The sequence below is a fragment of the Levilactobacillus brevis genome (assembly GCA_021383565.1).
GTDB classification, from domain to species: Bacteria; Bacillota; Bacilli; order Lactobacillales; family Lactobacillaceae; genus Levilactobacillus; species Levilactobacillus brevis_B.
On sequence record CP079699.1, the window covers coordinates 174,305 to 190,843 of the forward strand.

Sequence of the window (16,539 nt, forward strand, 5' to 3'; positions counted from 1 at the left end):
CCTTTTTGCAAAGAAAGGACGGATGGTAAATGAAGAAAGAAAAGCGGTTTGAAGTGGCGCCCGTCAAGGCGGGCAACGGGGTGTCGTTCGACGTGGTCACGGATACGCAGACGGGTGTGCAGTACGTGTTGACCTCCAACTACGTCGGCAGTAGCATGACGGTTCTGGTCGATAAGGACGGCAAGCCCCTGCTGAAGCCACAACTGTAAACAAAAAGACACCGTCCACGGGTGAACGATGCCTGACATTGGTTGTAAGGTTAAGCTACTAAATCTTGAAAGTTCGCGAACACGCTTTAGACCCTAGCTGGCAAAGTTTACCGCCATTAAGCTAGTCATCAACACCGCCTGCGGCTACCTCTGGTTACGCTGGTTGAAAGCCACTGAACATGCGGCGACATTGCTGGCGTGGTAACGTTCAGTTTAATTGAGTCCCTCTCATGTAGCCGTGAGTGAGTCAAATTTGGTCTCAGCCGTGGGATTTTCCAAGTGTTCCGCCTTGGGAAATGGCGTCTTTGAGACGTGAGTTTTCGGCTCAAAGCGAGGGACAAGACCACCCTTTGGCTTGGCCCGTCCTTCCCACAGCGATCCAGACCAAATTTGGCGAACGGTAAGGCGGCCAGCACTGTCTTGTTAACGCCGCTTAGCCTGTTGCCGCACCAGATGAAGATAGTGGGGGATGACCGCAATCCGTTTAAGCCGCTTGGGTTCCTTGACCGTGCGGTAGAACCACTCGAGATGGTGGTCTTGCCACCACTTGGGTGCGCGATCGACCGCTCCGGCTAGCACGTCGAAGCTACCGCCAACTCCCATCCAGAGGCCTTTGGTGGTCTGACGGTGTTGGGCGATGAAGGCCTCTTGTTTAGGAAAACCGAGGGCCGCGAAGACCATGTCGGGCTGGGTACGCTGAATGTCGGCGACCACTGCCGTATCGTCTTGGAAATACCCATCGTGCATGCCGGCAATGATCAGGCCGGGGTAGTCTTGGGGGAGTTTCTGCTTGAGCGTGGCGATGACGGCCGGTTTGGCGCCAACAAAGTATGCCGAGCGGTGCTGGTCACTGGCCCATTGAAGCAAGGCCGTCAGCGTATCGAAGCCCGTGATCCGTTCGGGGAGCGGCTGCTTGAGAATTTTAGCACCATCGAGAATGCCAATACCGTCCGGTGTGATGAAGTCGGCGGATTGTAGCAGTTGGTGGTAGTCGGGGTTGTGGTGGGCGTACATCACGATTTCCGGATTGGCCGTCACCACGAAGGTGTTTTGCTGCGTGAGAATCCGCTGTTGTAAAGTTTTTAAGAATTGCGCGGTGCTGGTCTTGATAAACGGGACACCAAGCACCGTGACTGTAGAAAATGACCGTTGCATGGGGGTCTCCTTTCGAGATGGTCATGCCACTGAATAAAGCCAGGCTGACCGTACTAAATAGTATGACGCTCTGTGTGTTTCATGCTAAAATGAATCTATTAGATTAAAATATGTACCAGTCCAGCTTGAAAACTAGCTAAGGGAGTAACGCACTATGACGAATTTGTATCCTGACGACAGTTTAACCCTGCACACGGATGCCTACCAGATTAATATGATTCAGACGTATTATCAACAAGGAATCGCCGACAGACACGCCGTTTTTGAAGTGTTTTTCCGTGACATGCCGTTTCACAACGGTTATGCCGTGTTTGCTGGTTTGGAGCACATCGTTAATTATATCCAAAATCTGCACTTTTCCCAAGCGGACATTGAATACTTACGAGAAGCTGAAGAATATCCGGAAGATTTTCTGGATTATCTCGCGAACTTTAAATTTAGAGGGTCGATCCGTTCCGCCGTTGAAGGTGAATTGGTGTACGCCCATGAACCAATTTTACAGGTGGAAGGTCCCCTGGCAGACTGCCAGTTAGTGGAGACCGCCATTCTAAATATTGTGAATTACCAAACGTTAATCGCCACCAAGGCGGCGCGGATTCGTTCCGTCGCGGGGGATGACGCGTTGATGGAGTTCGGTACCCGGCGTGCGCAGGAGTTTGACGCCGCCATCTGGGGGACCCGGGCCGCCTATATCGGTGGATTCGATGCCACTTCCAACGTGCGCGCCGGCAAGATTTTTGGCATCCCGATCAGTGGGACCCACGCGCATGCGCTGGTTCAGACGTATGGTAACGATTACGATGCCTTCATGGCTTACGCGCAGACGCATCACGACTGTGTCTTTCTGGTCGATACGTACGATACGCTCCGCAGTGGGATTCCTAACGCCATCAAGGTGGCGCAGGAGTTGGGCGACCGGATTAACTTCCAAGGGGTTCGGATTGATTCCGGTGATATGGCCTACCTGTCCAAACGGGTACGGCAAAAGCTGGACGAAGCGGGCTTCCCGAATGCCAAGATTTATGCGTCTAACGACCTGGACGAGAAGACTATCCAAAGCCTGAAGATGCAGGACGCCAAGATTGACGTCTGGGGGATTGGCACCAAGCTCATCACGGCCTTTGACCAACCCGCCTTAGGAGCCGTCTACAAGATGGTGGCCATCGGGGATGCCAACGGTAAGATGAAGGGCACGATTAAGTTGTCCAACAACGCCGAAAAGGTCACGACGCCGGGTAAGAAGCAGGTTTGGCGGATTACCAAACGGGCGGACGGTAAGACCGAGGGGGATTACGTGACGCTGGCGGATGAGGATCCGCGTAAGGAAGAGACGATCTTCATGTTCCATCCCAGCTTTACGTACATCAACAAGACGGTCGGCGACTTCAATGCCCGGCCGCTTCTCCAGTCGATCTTTGAGGACGGCCAGCTGGTCTACAAGCTACCGACGCTATCGGCCATCCGTGACCGCTGTCGAGGTGCCTTGGCCAATTTGTGGCCCGAATACAAACGGGATCTTAATCCCCAGAAGTATCCGGTCGACCTGTCTCAGGATTGCTGGGATCATAAGATGGCCATCATCAAGGATATTCACACTTACGTTCAAAAAATGCCCGAATAATCACGAGCACGTTGGGGGTTCGCCGCGTCGCTGTGGTCAGTTAGCACGTTGAGGTGGCGACCGCCGACCTAATTTTACGAGGGGGCAAGAAACATGCGAGCCATGCAAAAAGAAATTATTGCCGCGTTAAAGGTCCAACCCACCATTGACCCGGCCAAGGAAATTCGCCACAGCGTTGATTTCTTGAAGGCGTATCTCAAACGCTACACTTTCCTGAAGACACTGGTGTTGGGCATCTCTGGGGGGCAAGATTCTACGTTAGCTGGGATTCTCTGCGAGCAAGCCGTCACGGAGCTGCGGCAGGAAACCAATGACAGCGACTATCGGTTCATCGCGGTCCGGTTGCCTTACGGCGAACAAGCCGATGAAGATGACGCCATGATGGCAATCGATGTGATGGGGGCCGATGAGACGCAGACGGTTAACATCAAGCCGGCGGCCGACGCCATGGAAGCGGCCGTCAGCGCCAATCACGATGACGTCAGCGACTTCAACAAGGGAAACATTAAGGCCCGACAACGGATGATTGCCCAGTACGCAATTGCCGGAGCGCGGTCCGGCGCCGTGGTCGGTACCGACCATGCGGCCGAGGCGGTGACCGGTTTTTACACCAAATTTGGTGACGGGGCGGCCGATATTTGTCCCCTTTGGCGGCTTGATAAGCGCCAAGGAGCCGCGATGCTGGCTTACCTGGGCGCCCCAGAACACCTCTACAAGAAGGTGCCCACGGCCGATTTGGAAGACAATCGGCCTGCATTGCCCGATGAGGCGGCACTAGGTGTTCGCTATGAAGATATTGATAACTACTTGGAAGGTCGCGACGTTAGCGATGAGGCGGCCGAAAAGATTGAGAATTGGTACCGGAAGACCGCGCACAAGCGGCATTTACCGGTCAACATTTACGACACTTTCTGGAAAGATTAGGTGACAAACGATGCGTAAAAACAATATGAGTGGGTACATCAACGTTTTGAGTAAAGTCCTGCAGGGCACCGAAGACGAAGCCGGCGAAATGAACGGCGACTTCGAAAAGATGCGGGCAGCCATCGACCACGACACGGTCGGGGACCTGTCGCAGGCCGAACTACAAGCCGTCGTGGATAATTTCCAACGCGGAACGGACGGTTACGAAGACAAGTTAAATCAACTGGAACAGGCCAGTGCGCCCGTCCGGGTGTTGGGCAAGCACAAGTCATTGGTGGCGGCTTTCCGGACCTATACGGAAGCGTGCCAAGCCATGACCGATAGCATTGATGTTGAACACCAAAGCGTTGATGTAGCGGCGTTTGACCAGTCTGAAAAGACTCAGGAAAATGCGATGGAAAAGGTGACCGCGGCAACTCAGCGGATCATGACGAGTCCGATGTAAGTGATGAAGGATGTCACGCTCTTTTTGAGCGGCATCCTTTTTGCTTACGGGAACGGACAGATTTTACGGGAGCACTTCACACCCGGTCAGTCCGCGCAGTAGGCATGGTATAATGCAGGTATGAGATCATAACGGAGGGGTTGCATGGCAAGAGAGAATGAAGAACAGTTGCGTGACTTGGCCCGGCCAGTTCATCAGCAGCTGAGTCAGTACCGCGTTCAACAGATTGAAGCGGTCTTGACGTTAATGGATGAGGGCAATACGGTGCCGTTCATCGCCCGCTATCGGAAGGAACGCACCGGGTCGCTGGATGAAGTGGCGATTCGTGAGATTGAGGATGAAGCCACACGTTTGGCTAAGTTGAATAAGCGCCGCCAAGACGTGCTCAAGGCGATTACCGAGCAACAGGCGTTGACGCCGCAACTCAAACAAAAGTTGACCCAAGCCAGCACGCTACAGCAGGTGGAAGACCTGTACCTGCCGTATAAGAAGAAACGTCAGACCAAGGCTACGGTCGCCGTCCAGCACGGCTTAAAGCCGCTGGCACAGTGGCTGTTGACCTTTCCGCAGACGGATCTGGATGTCCGGGCCCGCGACTACATTAAGCCCGATCAAGACTTACCGGATTTGGCGGCCGTATGGGCGGGCGTCCATGAGATTCTAGCCGAAACGTTTAGCGAGCAGGCGGCCTTCCGGGAATGGATTCGCCACTACACTTGGCAACACGGTGAGTTGACCAGTAAGCTGAAACGCGGCGCGAAGGATCGGGACGAACAGCAGGTGTATGCGACCTACTACGACTTCAGTCAGCGGCTGAATCAGTTGCCACCTTACCGGGTGTTGGCGATTAACCGGGGGGAACGTGAAAAGGTTCTCTCGGTGGGAATTGCGATTGATCCGGCTTCGATTCTTCAGTACGGGCATTTCCGATTAGTCGGGCAACATCACGGTCCAGCCGTTGCGAAGATCAAGGACGCCTTCGCCGATGCTTACAAACGGTTCTTAGGTCCGGCCATCGAACGGGAATTACGCCGCCAATTGACCGAAAAGGCCGACGCCCACGCGATTCAGGTCTTCGGCAATAACTTGTACCATCTCTTGATGCAGGCGCCACTGAAGGGCAAGGTTGTGATGGGTTTTGACCCGGCTTACCGGACGGGCTGTAAATTGGCCATCATGGATGCCAACGGCCGGTTCCTGACGAAGCAGGTTATTTATCCCCATAAGCCGGCGAGTGCTAAGCAACGGGCTGCGGCTGGTCCGGCTTTCAAGGAGTTGTTGAACCAGTACCACGTGGAAATGATTGCGATTGGCAACGGGACGGCGAGCCGAGAATCCGAGGAGTTTGTCAGCAATATCCTAAAGACGCTGGATCATCCGGTCTATTACGTGATGGTCAACGAGGCAGGTGCGTCCGTTTATTCCGCGAGTGCCAACGCCCGGGCTGAATTTGCTGACCTCCACGTCGAGGAGCGGTCGGCCGTCAGCATTGGTCGACGGCTACAGGATCCGTTGGCCGAGTTGGTCAAGATTGATCCCAAGGCTGTGGGCGTGGGTCAGTACCAACACGATGTGCCTGAAAAGGCGTTGGATGAACAGTTGGACCGGGTCGTGGAGACGGCGGTTAATCAGGTCGGCGTCAACGTTAACACGGCGAGCCCGGAGCTACTAACCCATATCTCGGGACTGACGGCGACTACCGCCCAGAACATTGTGACCTACCGCAACACCAACGGCGCGTTTGCGAGTCGAAAAGACCTGCAGCAGGTGCCGCGCTTGGGCCCCAAGGCTTATCAGCAATCCGTGGGGTTCTTGCGGATTATCGGTGGGCAGGATGCGCTGGACAATACCGATATTCACCTGGAAAGCTATCCGGCGGCCCGGCAACTCTTACAAGGCTTGTCAGCCGACCAGAATGCGGTGGGGACCCCCAAGCTACAACAGGAACTAGCTCAGTTAAATCAAGCACAGTGGGCAGAAAAGTTGGGCGTAGGCCCGGCCACTCTGGCCGATATCGTGGCGGGACTCAGTAAGCCCGGACGCGATTTGCGGGATACCATGCCGGCGCCGCTTTTACGGCAGGACGTCTTAACCATGGCGGACCTGAAACCAGGCATGGAGCTCCAGGGAACCGTGCGTAACGTGGTCGACTTTGGGGCGTTCGTGGATATTGGCGTCAAGCAGGACGGCTTGGTCCACATTTCTCAGCTAGCCGATCACTACGTCAGCGATCCCAGTGCGGAGGTCACCATCGGGGATGTGGTCACCGTCTGGGTGCTGAGCGTCGATGAGAACCGGCAGCGCATCCAACTGACGATGCGGACTGATGGGCATGACTAATCAGGAACTTCAGCGACTGGTCGAGCGGATTTCGCTAGAAAGCTTTGGCCGACCGTTCCGCCATCGCGCCTGGTTCAATCCGCGGCTACGAACCACGGGTGGCCGCTATCAGTTGACGGACCACAGCATTGAGATTAACCCGCGAATGTTGACGGAGCACGATGAGGCCACGCTAGAGGGGATCATCAAACACGAGCTGTGTCACTACCACCTGCACATGGCGGGGCAGTCCGGCCAGCACCGGACGCGCGCCTTTCGGGAGTTGCTTCAGCAGGTTGGAGGACTACGGTTCGCCCCGGCCCCGAAGCAGACTCGGCCCAAGCCCCGGCGATGGCAACTGTACGTGTGTCAAAATTGTGGTCAAAAATACTACCGTGCGCGGCGAATCGACGTCACGAAGATGGTGTGTGGCCGTTGTCGCGGTCACTTAGTTTGGCAGAAGACCGTGATCGCCGTTCAGCGACCACGTTAAACTTAGGAGGTCAGTAAATTATGGGTAAAACAATTATTCGGGTACCAGCAACCTCGGCCAATTTGGGCCCCGGCATTGATTCGATTGGGGCGGCGTTACACCTTTATTTGACCGTCATCATTGAAGAAAAGACGGAGAAATGGCGGGTCAACCACGCCTTGGGAACCAGCATTCCCCGCGACGAAAACAATCTGATGGTGCAGACGGCGTTGAAGGTCAATCCTAAACTTCAGGCGCACCAGTTAACGGTGATGTCGGATATTCCGGTTTCCCGCGGACTGGGTAGTTCGACCAGCGCCGTGATTGCCGGGATCAAGATTGCCAATGAATTGGGCGAAATGGATCTGACGATTGCTGACCAGTTGAACTGGGCAGTTAAGCTAGGCGGCGAGTTGGATAACGTAGCACCGGCCTTGATGGGTCAGGCGGCCGTAGCCACGGTTAATGACGGGGTGGCCGATGCGATTAAGTTGCCATTGCCCGATTTGCAGGCGCTGGTCTTCATTCCGGGTCAGAAGTTGTTGGCGCAGAAGAGTCGCAAGGCGCTGCCTAAGCAGGTATCCTTTGAGATGGCCGTTCACGCCAGCAGTGTGGCTAACGTGCTCGTGGCCGCGCTCTTGAAGAAGGACTGGGAGTTGGCCACGAAGTTAATTGAAATGGATGAATTCCACGAACAGGCCCGCTCACAGCTGGTACCGGAACTCAATAAGATTCGCGAGGCGGCCCACGAACTGGGAATTGTCGGTACTTATCTCAGTGGCGCCGGGCCAACGGTCGTGACCTTTGGCACCTCCGCACAGTTGACTTTACTGCGGACGAAGCTCGCGGATGCTGATTTGCCGGGGAGTTTGCGCATTTTGGAACTCGATAAAGATGGGGCGACCGTCCTGACGGATGCATAATTTCAGATTTTTTTGAATTAACTTGCAAAAAAATATTGTCACTGCCCGAATCATTTGGTATACTATTTCTTGTGAGTTAATGCGGCCATGGCGGAATTGGCAGACGCGCAAGATTAAGGATCTTGTCCGGGTAATCCGGGTGGAAGTTCGAATCTTCTTGGCCGCATATTGAGTACGGATAAGCCGTGATAGGACGTGTAAAGCGTTGCTATCACGGCTTATCTGTTTTTTGAATCCTGATAGATAGTGATAGGCTGTGGGCAATTTCTATACCAAGAGTGAACCACGTTGTGCACAATTGATTTAAATAACATCGCCTATTTCCCGAACATTAGCCGCAACCCGGGTTGAAGTATCCTGACCGCGTCAAATACAAATGAAAGTCATGATGGGATGTCAAAACGTCCTATCACGACTTTTTGTTTGGCACTATCTTGGGACCTTAAGCGGATCTCTTCAACCGATATCGTGGAGAGGAGAATCGAAGCTTTTGGAAAGATATGTAGTCTTTCTGTCTTCACTTGGATAATGGGTCTATCTTTCAATGGGGTCGATACCAATCTTATGCTAGGCCTCATTCCAGTACCTATATTCAGTTATATAATCCCCAATAGCACCGGTCCCATTCGTGTCTTTGGGGATAAACGTGGTTGCAGTATTGTTTGCTTCAATCTTTGTTGGTTCATTTTCAAGTTAGGGGAAGAGAAGACTAACGACGACCGTTAAATGACAAACAGGTAACAATTTCGCTACGCAATCGTTTTCACCCAAAATAGGTCTTCAAAAAACCTTAAGAAGGGCGTAATATTGAAAATTAAATCGGGGTTTACGAAAGTTTCCAAGCAAAAAGGCTGACAAAGTTCTTACAAGGCGTTATAGTAGTAATCCTGTGTCAATAGACTGGCAAAATTTAAAAAGGAGGTCGGCGCATGAACGACTTAACTAAGGGCAATTCCCTCAAACTCATTTTCTTTTTCACAATTCCACTTTTGATTGGTAACTTATTTCAGCAATTATATAACGTTTCTGACACTGTGGTCGTGGGGCAAACCTTAGGGGTTAAGGCGCTGGCCGCAGTTGGGGCTACGGGTTCCATCAACTTTTTAATCATTGGATTCGCGCAAGGTCTAACGGCTGGTCTGGCGATTATCACGGCCACCCGTTATGGCGCACGAGACTACAAGGGTGTGCGGAAGTCCTTTGCCGCGAGCATCGTCATTTCTATCTTAATGACCATTGTTTTGACGACGTTGGCCCTGACTTTTGTCGATCCCATCCTTCATCTGATGCAGACTCCGGCGTCTATCTTTGAAAATGCCCGGATCTTCATTAGCACCATCTTTGCCGGGATCTTTGCGTCCATGGCGTTTAACTTACTGTCAAACATTATTCGAGCATTGGGGGATTCCCGGACGCCGTTGATCTTTCTGGTAATTGGGACGGTCGTTAACGTCGTCTTAGAATTACTGTTCATCTTGGTCTTCCACATGGGTGTGGCTGGTGCCGGTTGGGCAACGGTCATTTCACAAGTAATTGCCTCACTGCTCTGCGTGGTCTACATCATTCGGTCCATCCCGCTGTTGCACATTTCCAAAGAAGATTTCAAGATTGACTTCCGCGAATTGTGGGACCACTTCTCCACGGGGATGCCGATGGGCTTTCAACTGTCAATCATTGCCATTGGGACGATGGTCATGCAAGCAGCTCTGAACTCTTTGGGGACCGATTCCGTGGCCGCTTCAACGGCGGCTTCCAAGGTGGACCAATTGTGTTCGTTGCCGATGTCTTCCTTCGGCGTAACCATGGCAACCTTCGCCGCCCAGAACTTTGGCGCTGCCAAGTACGGCCGGATCATGGAGGGCGTCAAGAAGACTCTCTGGTTATCCGGGAGCTTTGCCGTCTTTGCCGGTGGCTTGGTGATCTTCTTTGGCAAGCCAATCGTGACGTTGATCATCGGGACGGCCGACGAAAACGTCATTCATCTGTCTCAAACGTACTTTAACATCATCGGGAGTAGCTACCTACTATTGAGTGTGCTCTTTATCATCCGGAACACGCTCCAAGGCCTGGGCCGGCGTGTTCTGCCAACCTTAGCTGGGGTGGGTGAACTCACCATGCGGGTCTTTGCGGCGCTCTTTATGGTCGGTGCCTTTGGTTATGCCGGGGCCGTTTCCGCTGAACCTTTAGCTTGGTTGGGTTCCTGTGCTATCTTGGTCCCTTCCTGGATTCGGGCCGTCAAGCAATTGCGGAATCTGCAACGTTCCGAAGATTTGGTTGAGGGAAAACCAACCGCTGAGGAAGTCGCACAACAGGCGGGTACGGAGGCGAACTTGACGCCAGCCGCACAACCAAAATTAGAGTCCTAACCTGAAGCGTGATACACTAGAGGTGGTCGTTATTTAACGGCTGCCTTTTTTATTTAAATCATTGGCTAACCGCTAATTAAGGAGTGCTTTACGGATATGAAGAGTTTTATTTTTGATATTGATGGCACCTTACTGGATACCGAGGCAATGTATATTAAATCGCTTCAGGCCATCCTGCACGAACGAGGGATGGATCGGCCCTACGCTGAGCTGGCGACGACGTTTGGCATTCCCAGCCGCGACGCGTTGATTCGGCTGAAGGTACCGGATGTTGAAGGCGTCTTGGCCTTGTGGGGGCCACGCACGCAGGACTATCGGGCGTCCGTGGCCGTTTATGCGGGTGTTAAGGATGCCCTGCGGCAATTACAGGCCGCGGGAGCCCAACTCGCCGTGATGACGTCTAAGCAGAAGTTTGAGTATCAGCGTGACGTCGTGGGCGAGGGCCTAGCCGAGTATTTCAGTCAACACGTGATAGCCGAGGACGTGGCGCACGGGAAGCCGGCACCAGACGGTATTTTGCTAGCGATGGCGCGGCTACACGCCGATCCCGCGACCACCATTTACGTGGGGGATACGGACTATGACGTTCGGGCATCGCGAGCGGCGCACGTTACCTTTGGTTTTGCTGGCTGGAACGGTAAGCAGCCGAACGGCTTTACACCGGATGTCACGTTTGACCAACCACAAGATATGCTAAAGTTGCTCTAAAGTGGTGGTGCGCGGCCAATTGTGCTATATTTGAGCCAAGTAGTTTTCAGTAAACCGCTACGGCGGTAAATCACAAAGGGGTGGCAGAATGCTTGCCATAATCGTCACAGGCCACGGTGAATTTGCCCGGGGTATCTTACAAAGTGCCGAGATGATCTTCGGTAAGGCGCAAAAGGTCGTGGCCGTCACACTGGCCGGCAATGAAAGCGTCGAAGATTTGGTTAACCATTATCAGGCTGCTATTCAACAGTTGCAACCCGTGTCAGAATTGTTATTTTTAGTTGATTTATGGGGCGGGTCGCCCTTCAATGCGGCCCGACAACTGGTCATGCAGCACCCGAAAAATTATGGGCTCGTGGCCGGGTTGAACTTACCCATGCTAATTGAGGCCTTGGCGATTCAAGACCAACCACTAGTACAAGCAATTCCACGTCTGGAACAAGCGGCGCAGGGGAGTGTCCGGCACTTCGATGCGACTCATGAAGCCAATGACGAGGATTAATTCAACAAATAAGTCAGTGAAGCGTGGTCGTTCAGCGGCGGCGCTTTTTGCGTAGGGGGATGTTTGACGAGAAAGCGGTCCGTCCAAGCGGGGAAAATGGTGGTATGTCGTGGCGGTTGCGATGCGGGCAGGAGACGACGAATAAGACGGCTGATGCAGGGTTGCAGTAGCGAGAAGACACGCATAGAATCACCCACCATTCTTTTTGATAGGTTTACTCTACCATAACCAATCGGATAGTTCACGTTATTAACGTTATAAAGATTTTTATAAATGGGCCCAGCTGAATTTGCAGACACCCGACTTATAGGCGACTGATGTCAGGTACCAAAAAAGCCGAGCAGTTCTAGCTCGGCTTGGTTTTGAATGGTTTAGTCAACGGTAACCTGGTCACGACCGTGGCGTTTCGAATAATACAGATTCTGGTCGGCACGTCGATAGATATCGAGCTGGTCCTCGTCAGTCGTCTGAAATTGCGTGACGCCGGCCGAGATGCTGATGTCAATGTCGTGGCCAGCGTGGTGAAAGTGAGTCGTCCGGACGGCTTGCGCGATGGCCGTCACGTGTTGCTCGGACTGCTGTATTGTAGCGTTGGTGAAGACGATAGTGAACTCCTCGCCGCCGGTCCGATAGAGCCGGGCCCCCGGGGCAAGGGTCTTCAAGTGATCGGCAATTAATTCGGCCGTGTGGCGCAGAACGTAATCTCCGGTCAAATGCCCATACGTGTCGTTGACGTGCTTGAAATGGTCAATATCAAAGAGCATCAGTGTCAACGGCTCGTGGTGCGTCTGGGCGCGCTCGAAGGCTAGGCCAAATTCATTCTTAAAGGCGTAGTAGTTATGCACGTGGGTCAACTCGTCGAAGTTCGTGGTATAGGTGAGTTGTGCGAGGGTGCTAGCGCCGGCTAGGATTGAATCGATGTAGACGAACATAACCGTCATGAAGAAGAAACTGAAGAGAATTTCCCAGGCGGCGGTCGTCAGGGGTAGGCTGAAGCGGAAGACCATGACGGCCCACATTGCGGTGGAAAATCCCAGGTTGACCAGCGTGTAGTCGGCGAAGTCCTGCCAGGGATTGTGCCGATGCTGGCGAATATAGCTCATCGCGTAGTACAAGCCGACGTAGATCGCCGTGAACACCCATGAGAGGGGGATGGCGAGGGTGCCATTGACCGCCATGAAGGCGACGATCGCGATGGCAATTTGCCAAAATTGAAATTTAAGTTTGATGAAGTAGCTCAAGAAGACCACGGCGAAGATCTGGAAGTTTACAAAGACCCAGCCATCCGGCGTGCCGTTGACCGCGGTCTGGGTGCCAATCATCAGGAGGGCCATATAAATGAGACCAAAGATTGCCTGCACCTGTTGTCCATTCACGTTGTCGTGACGTTTTTCGAGATATTTAATCAATCGGTTCGTGATGAACCAGTATAGGGTAAGCACGCCCAGTAGGAAGAAGACACTGGTTAAATCGGGCGTCACAAACCATTTTGACCAAGTCATGAGGCGTCATCCATTCTATAAGTTTGTCAGTCCCTCCATCATACCGCGCTTGCGGGCAATCGCCAATGTTTTTGTCAGCGTTTAGCCAAAATCGTGGTGCGTGGGGCCGTGGGCAATTTAAATAGCGGGGACTAAAAAAGTTTGGAAAAATTCCCAAACTTTTGTATTCAAGATTAAATAGTTGAAATGTGTACTGGCTAGTCGCCTGGTTGCCCATTTTTTTGATTTTAACTGGTCATCTGCCGTCCTAAGTAAACGTTACCCGATCGCGACCATGACGCTTGGAGAAGTACAGGTTCTGGTCGGCGCGCCGGTAGATATCCAACTGATCTTCGTCGCCGGTCTGAAGCTGAGTGACGCCCACGGAGATGCTGACGTTAATGGTCTTACCGGCGTGACGGAACTGACCGTCGCGGACGGCCTGGGCAATGGCGTTCACGTGCTCGCGGGCCTGTTCGGTCGTATAATTCGTGAAAATAATCGTGAACTCCTCACCACCGGTCCGGTAGAGGCGCAGGTCCGGCGAGATGGTCCCCAGTTGATTGGTGATAAGCTGGGCGACGTTGCGCAGAACATAGTCGCCAGCCAGATGACCATACGTGTCGTTGACGTGCTTGAAGTGGTCGATGTCAAAGAGCATCAGTGTCAGTGGTTCGCGGTGCTCCTGCGCGGTGGAGAAGGCGTGACCGAATTCATTCTTAAACGCATAGTAGTTGTGTACGTGGGTGAGTTCGTCAAAATTGGTCGTGTACGTCAGTTGGGCTAGCGTTGAGGCTCCCGCCAATAGAGAATCGACGTAGAAGTACATAATGGTGAGCAGAAAGAAGCAGAAGAGTAGCTCCCAGCCCACGAGACTGAGAGACAGGCTGTGCCGCACCATCGTAATTAGCCACAGAGCAGTTGAAAATGCCAGCGTGGTCACGGTATAGTCGGTGAAATCCCGACCGGGGCTGTGCCGGTGGCGTTTGACCAACTTGAGCGTAACATAGAAAAACATGTAGACGAACGCAAAGGCCCACGACAAGGGGACATCGAAGGATTGATCGAGCGTCATGAAGATCAGGACGGCGGCCCCCAGTTGCCATAACCGAATCTCCAGCATCAAGAAGTAGCTGACAAACACGATGGCGAAGATTTCAAAGTTCGTGAAGACCCAGCTATTGGCGGTCCCGCTGACGGCGGTTTGCGTCACAAAAAGCAGCGTAATCATGTAGATGAGGCCAACAATGGTCCGAACCTTATCCGCCGAGACGTGTTTTTCCCGATGTTCTAAGTATTGAATTATTTTATTGGTTATAAACCAATACAGGGTCAGAACGCCTAACAGAAAGAAAATGCTGGTGAAAGCCGGCGTCACAAACCATTGTGACCAGGTCATAGTTAGTCATCCATTCTTTAATTTTACGAATCAAATTGTACGTCACTTATATGTTAACGCATGGAACTTAATTGGACTACCCACCGTGCAAAATTTTATCAAAAAAACAGGTGTCGTTCTGTGCGTGATGCACAGGCAACACCTGTTCGTTAGACTAGACTGGGTTTTCCATATAAATAGCCTTGATGTAACGTGATACCGAACTGCTTGGCGAGCGCCTGATCCTTGGCGTCTTCCACACCTTCTAGAACCAACTGTAACCGATACTCAGTGGCAATCTTCGCCCAGAAGGCCAGTGCCGCAGGAATCTCTTCCGCACGCTTAGCCATCCGGTAATTTTGCATGGCGAACTTGATCTCGTCGACGAAGGGCAGTAGGTGTTGGATATTGGCGTACGTGTTGGAGCCAGTCCCCACGTCATCTAGGACCAACTTAATTCCGTATTGGTGCAGGGTGATACTGAAGAGCTGGACTTCCGGTAAAGTTGGGGCCTCGGTCAATTCAATGGTCAACGCTGCGGGATTCAGCCGCTTCTTCAGTGCCACGATGGTCCCTAACGTGAAGGGATCGCGAATCTGCTGATTGTTGAGGTTGAAGGCCAGGACTTGTTGGTTAGTTGCGGTATGCAGGGCCGCCGCCGTTTGTTCCAACAGGGTCGCTTGTTCTGCCACGGAAATATCCGTGAAGTGTTGCGGGAGCACCCACGTTTCGTTCTGTTGCTTGCGCAGGAGGACTTCGTAGCCAAATATTTTGTGATCATCTTGATTGATTTGAGGCTGGACAAAAAAGCGATACATTTGGGTCGACTCCTTTAGGTTCTCGATTTAATCGTTACCCCCATTTTAGTCCTTTTCACTAAAAGCACAACGCCATATACCGTTTAATGTTGCCAGTCATTTACATTTCGAGTAAAACGAGGCGTAGACTAGCGACCCTCTTGATAGATTACTTGGCTTGCTGTTGGATGGCGGCCAACTGGCGGTATTGGCTCTGCATCCAAGTGCGGTAGGTCTTCCCCTTGGGGAGTGTTTCGGTGACGGTTAAGACCGGCACTTGGTGTTGATGAGCCAGTTGGACCATCGTCTTGACAGTCCGATTGCTAGCCTGCCGATTATTGACCAGAAAGGCGATGCGTTTGGTCGTGATGTCGCGGCGCATCTGCTTAATGGCTTGGGGAGCCGGATCGGTGCCATTTTCAATGGCCAGCGCAAAGGCCGCGTTGTTTCGCCGGTAGCCCAGTGCCGTGAGGGCATAGTCGAAGACCGGCTCACTCACGTTCACGCGTTGATTGTGACTATGCTGTTTGAGGGACTTGAGTTGCTGCTGCAGCGGTGCCAGTTGGCGAATATAGGTGGCCGCATTGCGTTGGTAGATGGTTCGATAGCGCGGGGCCTTTTGGCCAAATTGTTTGGCCAGGTAGGTTGCCGTCTGGGCCATCGTTTCCGGATCGTACCAGACGTGCTCGTTGGCGCCGGCCCGTTTACCCAACACGTCTTCGCCGACGCGAATCTGCTGAATCTGGTGAGAACCGTTACTCTTGGCCAGCTTGGGCAGCCAGTGGTCGTAGCCGAGACCGTTGCTGAGGGTAAAATTGGCGTGGGACACAGCCGTAGCGTCCTGCGGGGTGGGCTCGAAATCGTGGGGGTCAACGCTAGGACTCTTAATGAGGGTGGTCACCGTCCCATGCTCGCCCAGAACGGCTCGTGCCACCTCGCCGTAGAAGTCCAGACTGGCGACCACGTGAATGGGCTTGGTCCGACTAGTCGCTGTAGACGAGGGGGACTTGCCACAGGCGGTTCCCAGTACTAGCAGGCTGATGACGACGATGCTTAAACTTAATTTGCGCAAAACAGACATTGATCAATTCTCTCCTCTAATATCTAAATAGTAATAATTACTGTTTAGATATTACAGAAATCAGTTGAGCTTGGCAAGGGGAAATTTTAAAAAGGGACGTGACGGGCTGCCCTTGGGAGCCAAAATTAAGATGATCTCGTCAGTTTCCCCGAGATTGC

The 16,539-nt window shown here is 52.7% G+C and carries 15 protein-coding genes and 1 tRNA gene; 11 read left to right on the top strand and 5 right to left on the bottom strand.

Annotation, left to right across the window (positions count from 1 at the left end; genetic code table 11):
• The first annotated feature begins 29 nt into the window (after positions 1-29).
• A complete protein-coding gene (locus tag KB236_00815) occupies positions 30-209 on the top strand; it encodes a hypothetical protein (GenBank protein ID UIF29337.1) in 180 nt (59 codons plus the stop codon).
• A gap of 423 nt (positions 210-632) precedes the next feature.
• Here the strand turns inward: KB236_00815 and KB236_00820 are convergent, their stop codons facing one another.
• On the bottom strand, positions 633-1,364 hold the full coding sequence (locus tag KB236_00820) for a WecB/TagA/CpsF family glycosyltransferase (GenBank protein ID UIF29338.1): 732 nt from the start codon (positions 1,362-1,364) through the stop codon (positions 633-635).
• A gap of 154 nt (positions 1,365-1,518) precedes the next feature.
• On the opposite strand from KB236_00820, the gene KB236_00825 reads away from it, so the two are divergent.
• The 10 genes from KB236_00825 to KB236_00870 all read left to right on the top strand — a co-directional run bounded on the left by KB236_00825 (position 1,519) and on the right by KB236_00870 (position 11,644).
• Positions 1,519-2,985 (top strand): nicotinate phosphoribosyltransferase, encoded by a 1,467-nt coding sequence (locus KB236_00825; GenBank protein UIF29339.1) that lies wholly within the window; start codon positions 1,519-1,521, stop codon positions 2,983-2,985.
• Between the two features lie 93 nt (positions 2,986-3,078).
• Positions 3,079-3,909: an ammonia-dependent NAD(+) synthetase gene (nadE, locus tag KB236_00830; protein UIF29340.1), complete on the top strand. Its 831-nt coding sequence runs from the start codon at positions 3,079-3,081 to the stop codon at positions 3,907-3,909.
• 10 nt (positions 3,910-3,919) lie between these two features.
• Entirely contained in the window at positions 3,920-4,354 is a 435-nt protein-coding gene (locus tag KB236_00835) for a hypothetical protein (GenBank protein ID UIF29341.1), read from the top strand.
• 144 nt (positions 4,355-4,498) lie between these two features.
• Positions 4,499-6,694 (top strand): RNA-binding transcriptional accessory protein, encoded by a 2,196-nt coding sequence (locus KB236_00840; protein ID UIF29342.1) that lies wholly within the window; start codon positions 4,499-4,501, stop codon positions 6,692-6,694.
• Positions 6,687-7,166 (top strand): SprT family protein, encoded by a 480-nt coding sequence (locus KB236_00845; GenBank protein UIF29343.1) that lies wholly within the window; start codon positions 6,687-6,689, stop codon positions 7,164-7,166. Before KB236_00840 ends, KB236_00845 begins: the two co-directional genes overlap by 8 nt.
• 20 nt (positions 7,167-7,186) lie before the next feature.
• Positions 7,187-8,068: a homoserine kinase gene (gene thrB, locus KB236_00850; GenBank protein UIF29344.1), complete on the top strand. Its 882-nt coding sequence runs from the start codon at positions 7,187-7,189 to the stop codon at positions 8,066-8,068.
• 81 nt (positions 8,069-8,149) lie between these two features.
• A tRNA-Leu gene (locus tag KB236_00855) sits at positions 8,150-8,234 on the top strand.
• 763 nt (positions 8,235-8,997) lie between these two features.
• Positions 8,998-10,434: an MATE family efflux transporter gene (locus KB236_00860; GenBank protein UIF29345.1), complete on the top strand. Its 1,437-nt coding sequence runs from the start codon at positions 8,998-9,000 to the stop codon at positions 10,432-10,434.
• A 96-nt stretch (positions 10,435-10,530) separates the two neighbouring features.
• Positions 10,531-11,142, top strand: coding sequence for an HAD family hydrolase (locus KB236_00865; protein UIF29346.1), 612 nt, complete (start codon positions 10,531-10,533; stop codon positions 11,140-11,142).
• A gap of 88 nt (positions 11,143-11,230) precedes the next feature.
• Positions 11,231-11,644, top strand: a complete 414-nt coding sequence (locus KB236_00870) for a PTS sugar transporter subunit IIA (protein ID UIF29347.1) — start codon at positions 11,231-11,233, stop codon at positions 11,642-11,644.
• Positions 11,645-12,015: 371 nt separating this feature from the next.
• On the opposite strand, the gene KB236_00875 is transcribed toward KB236_00870, so the two are convergent.
• The 4 genes from KB236_00875 to KB236_00890 all read right to left on the bottom strand — a co-directional run bounded on the left by KB236_00875 (position 12,016) and on the right by KB236_00890 (position 16,381).
• Positions 12,016-13,146: a GGDEF domain-containing protein gene (locus KB236_00875; protein ID UIF29348.1), complete on the bottom strand. Its 1,131-nt coding sequence runs from the start codon at positions 13,144-13,146 to the stop codon at positions 12,016-12,018.
• 247 nt (positions 13,147-13,393) lie between these two features.
• Positions 13,394-14,524, bottom strand: a complete 1,131-nt coding sequence (locus KB236_00880; protein ID UIF29349.1) for a GGDEF domain-containing protein — start codon at positions 14,522-14,524, stop codon at positions 13,394-13,396.
• A 149-nt stretch (positions 14,525-14,673) separates the two neighbouring features.
• Entirely contained in the window at positions 14,674-15,321 is a 648-nt protein-coding gene (locus KB236_00885; GenBank protein ID UIF29350.1) for an EAL domain-containing protein, read from the bottom strand.
• 148 nt (positions 15,322-15,469) lie between these two features.
• Positions 15,470-16,381, bottom strand: coding sequence for a zinc ABC transporter substrate-binding protein (locus KB236_00890; protein UIF29351.1), 912 nt, complete (start codon positions 16,379-16,381; stop codon positions 15,470-15,472).
• Positions 16,382-16,539: the final 158 nt, after the last annotated feature.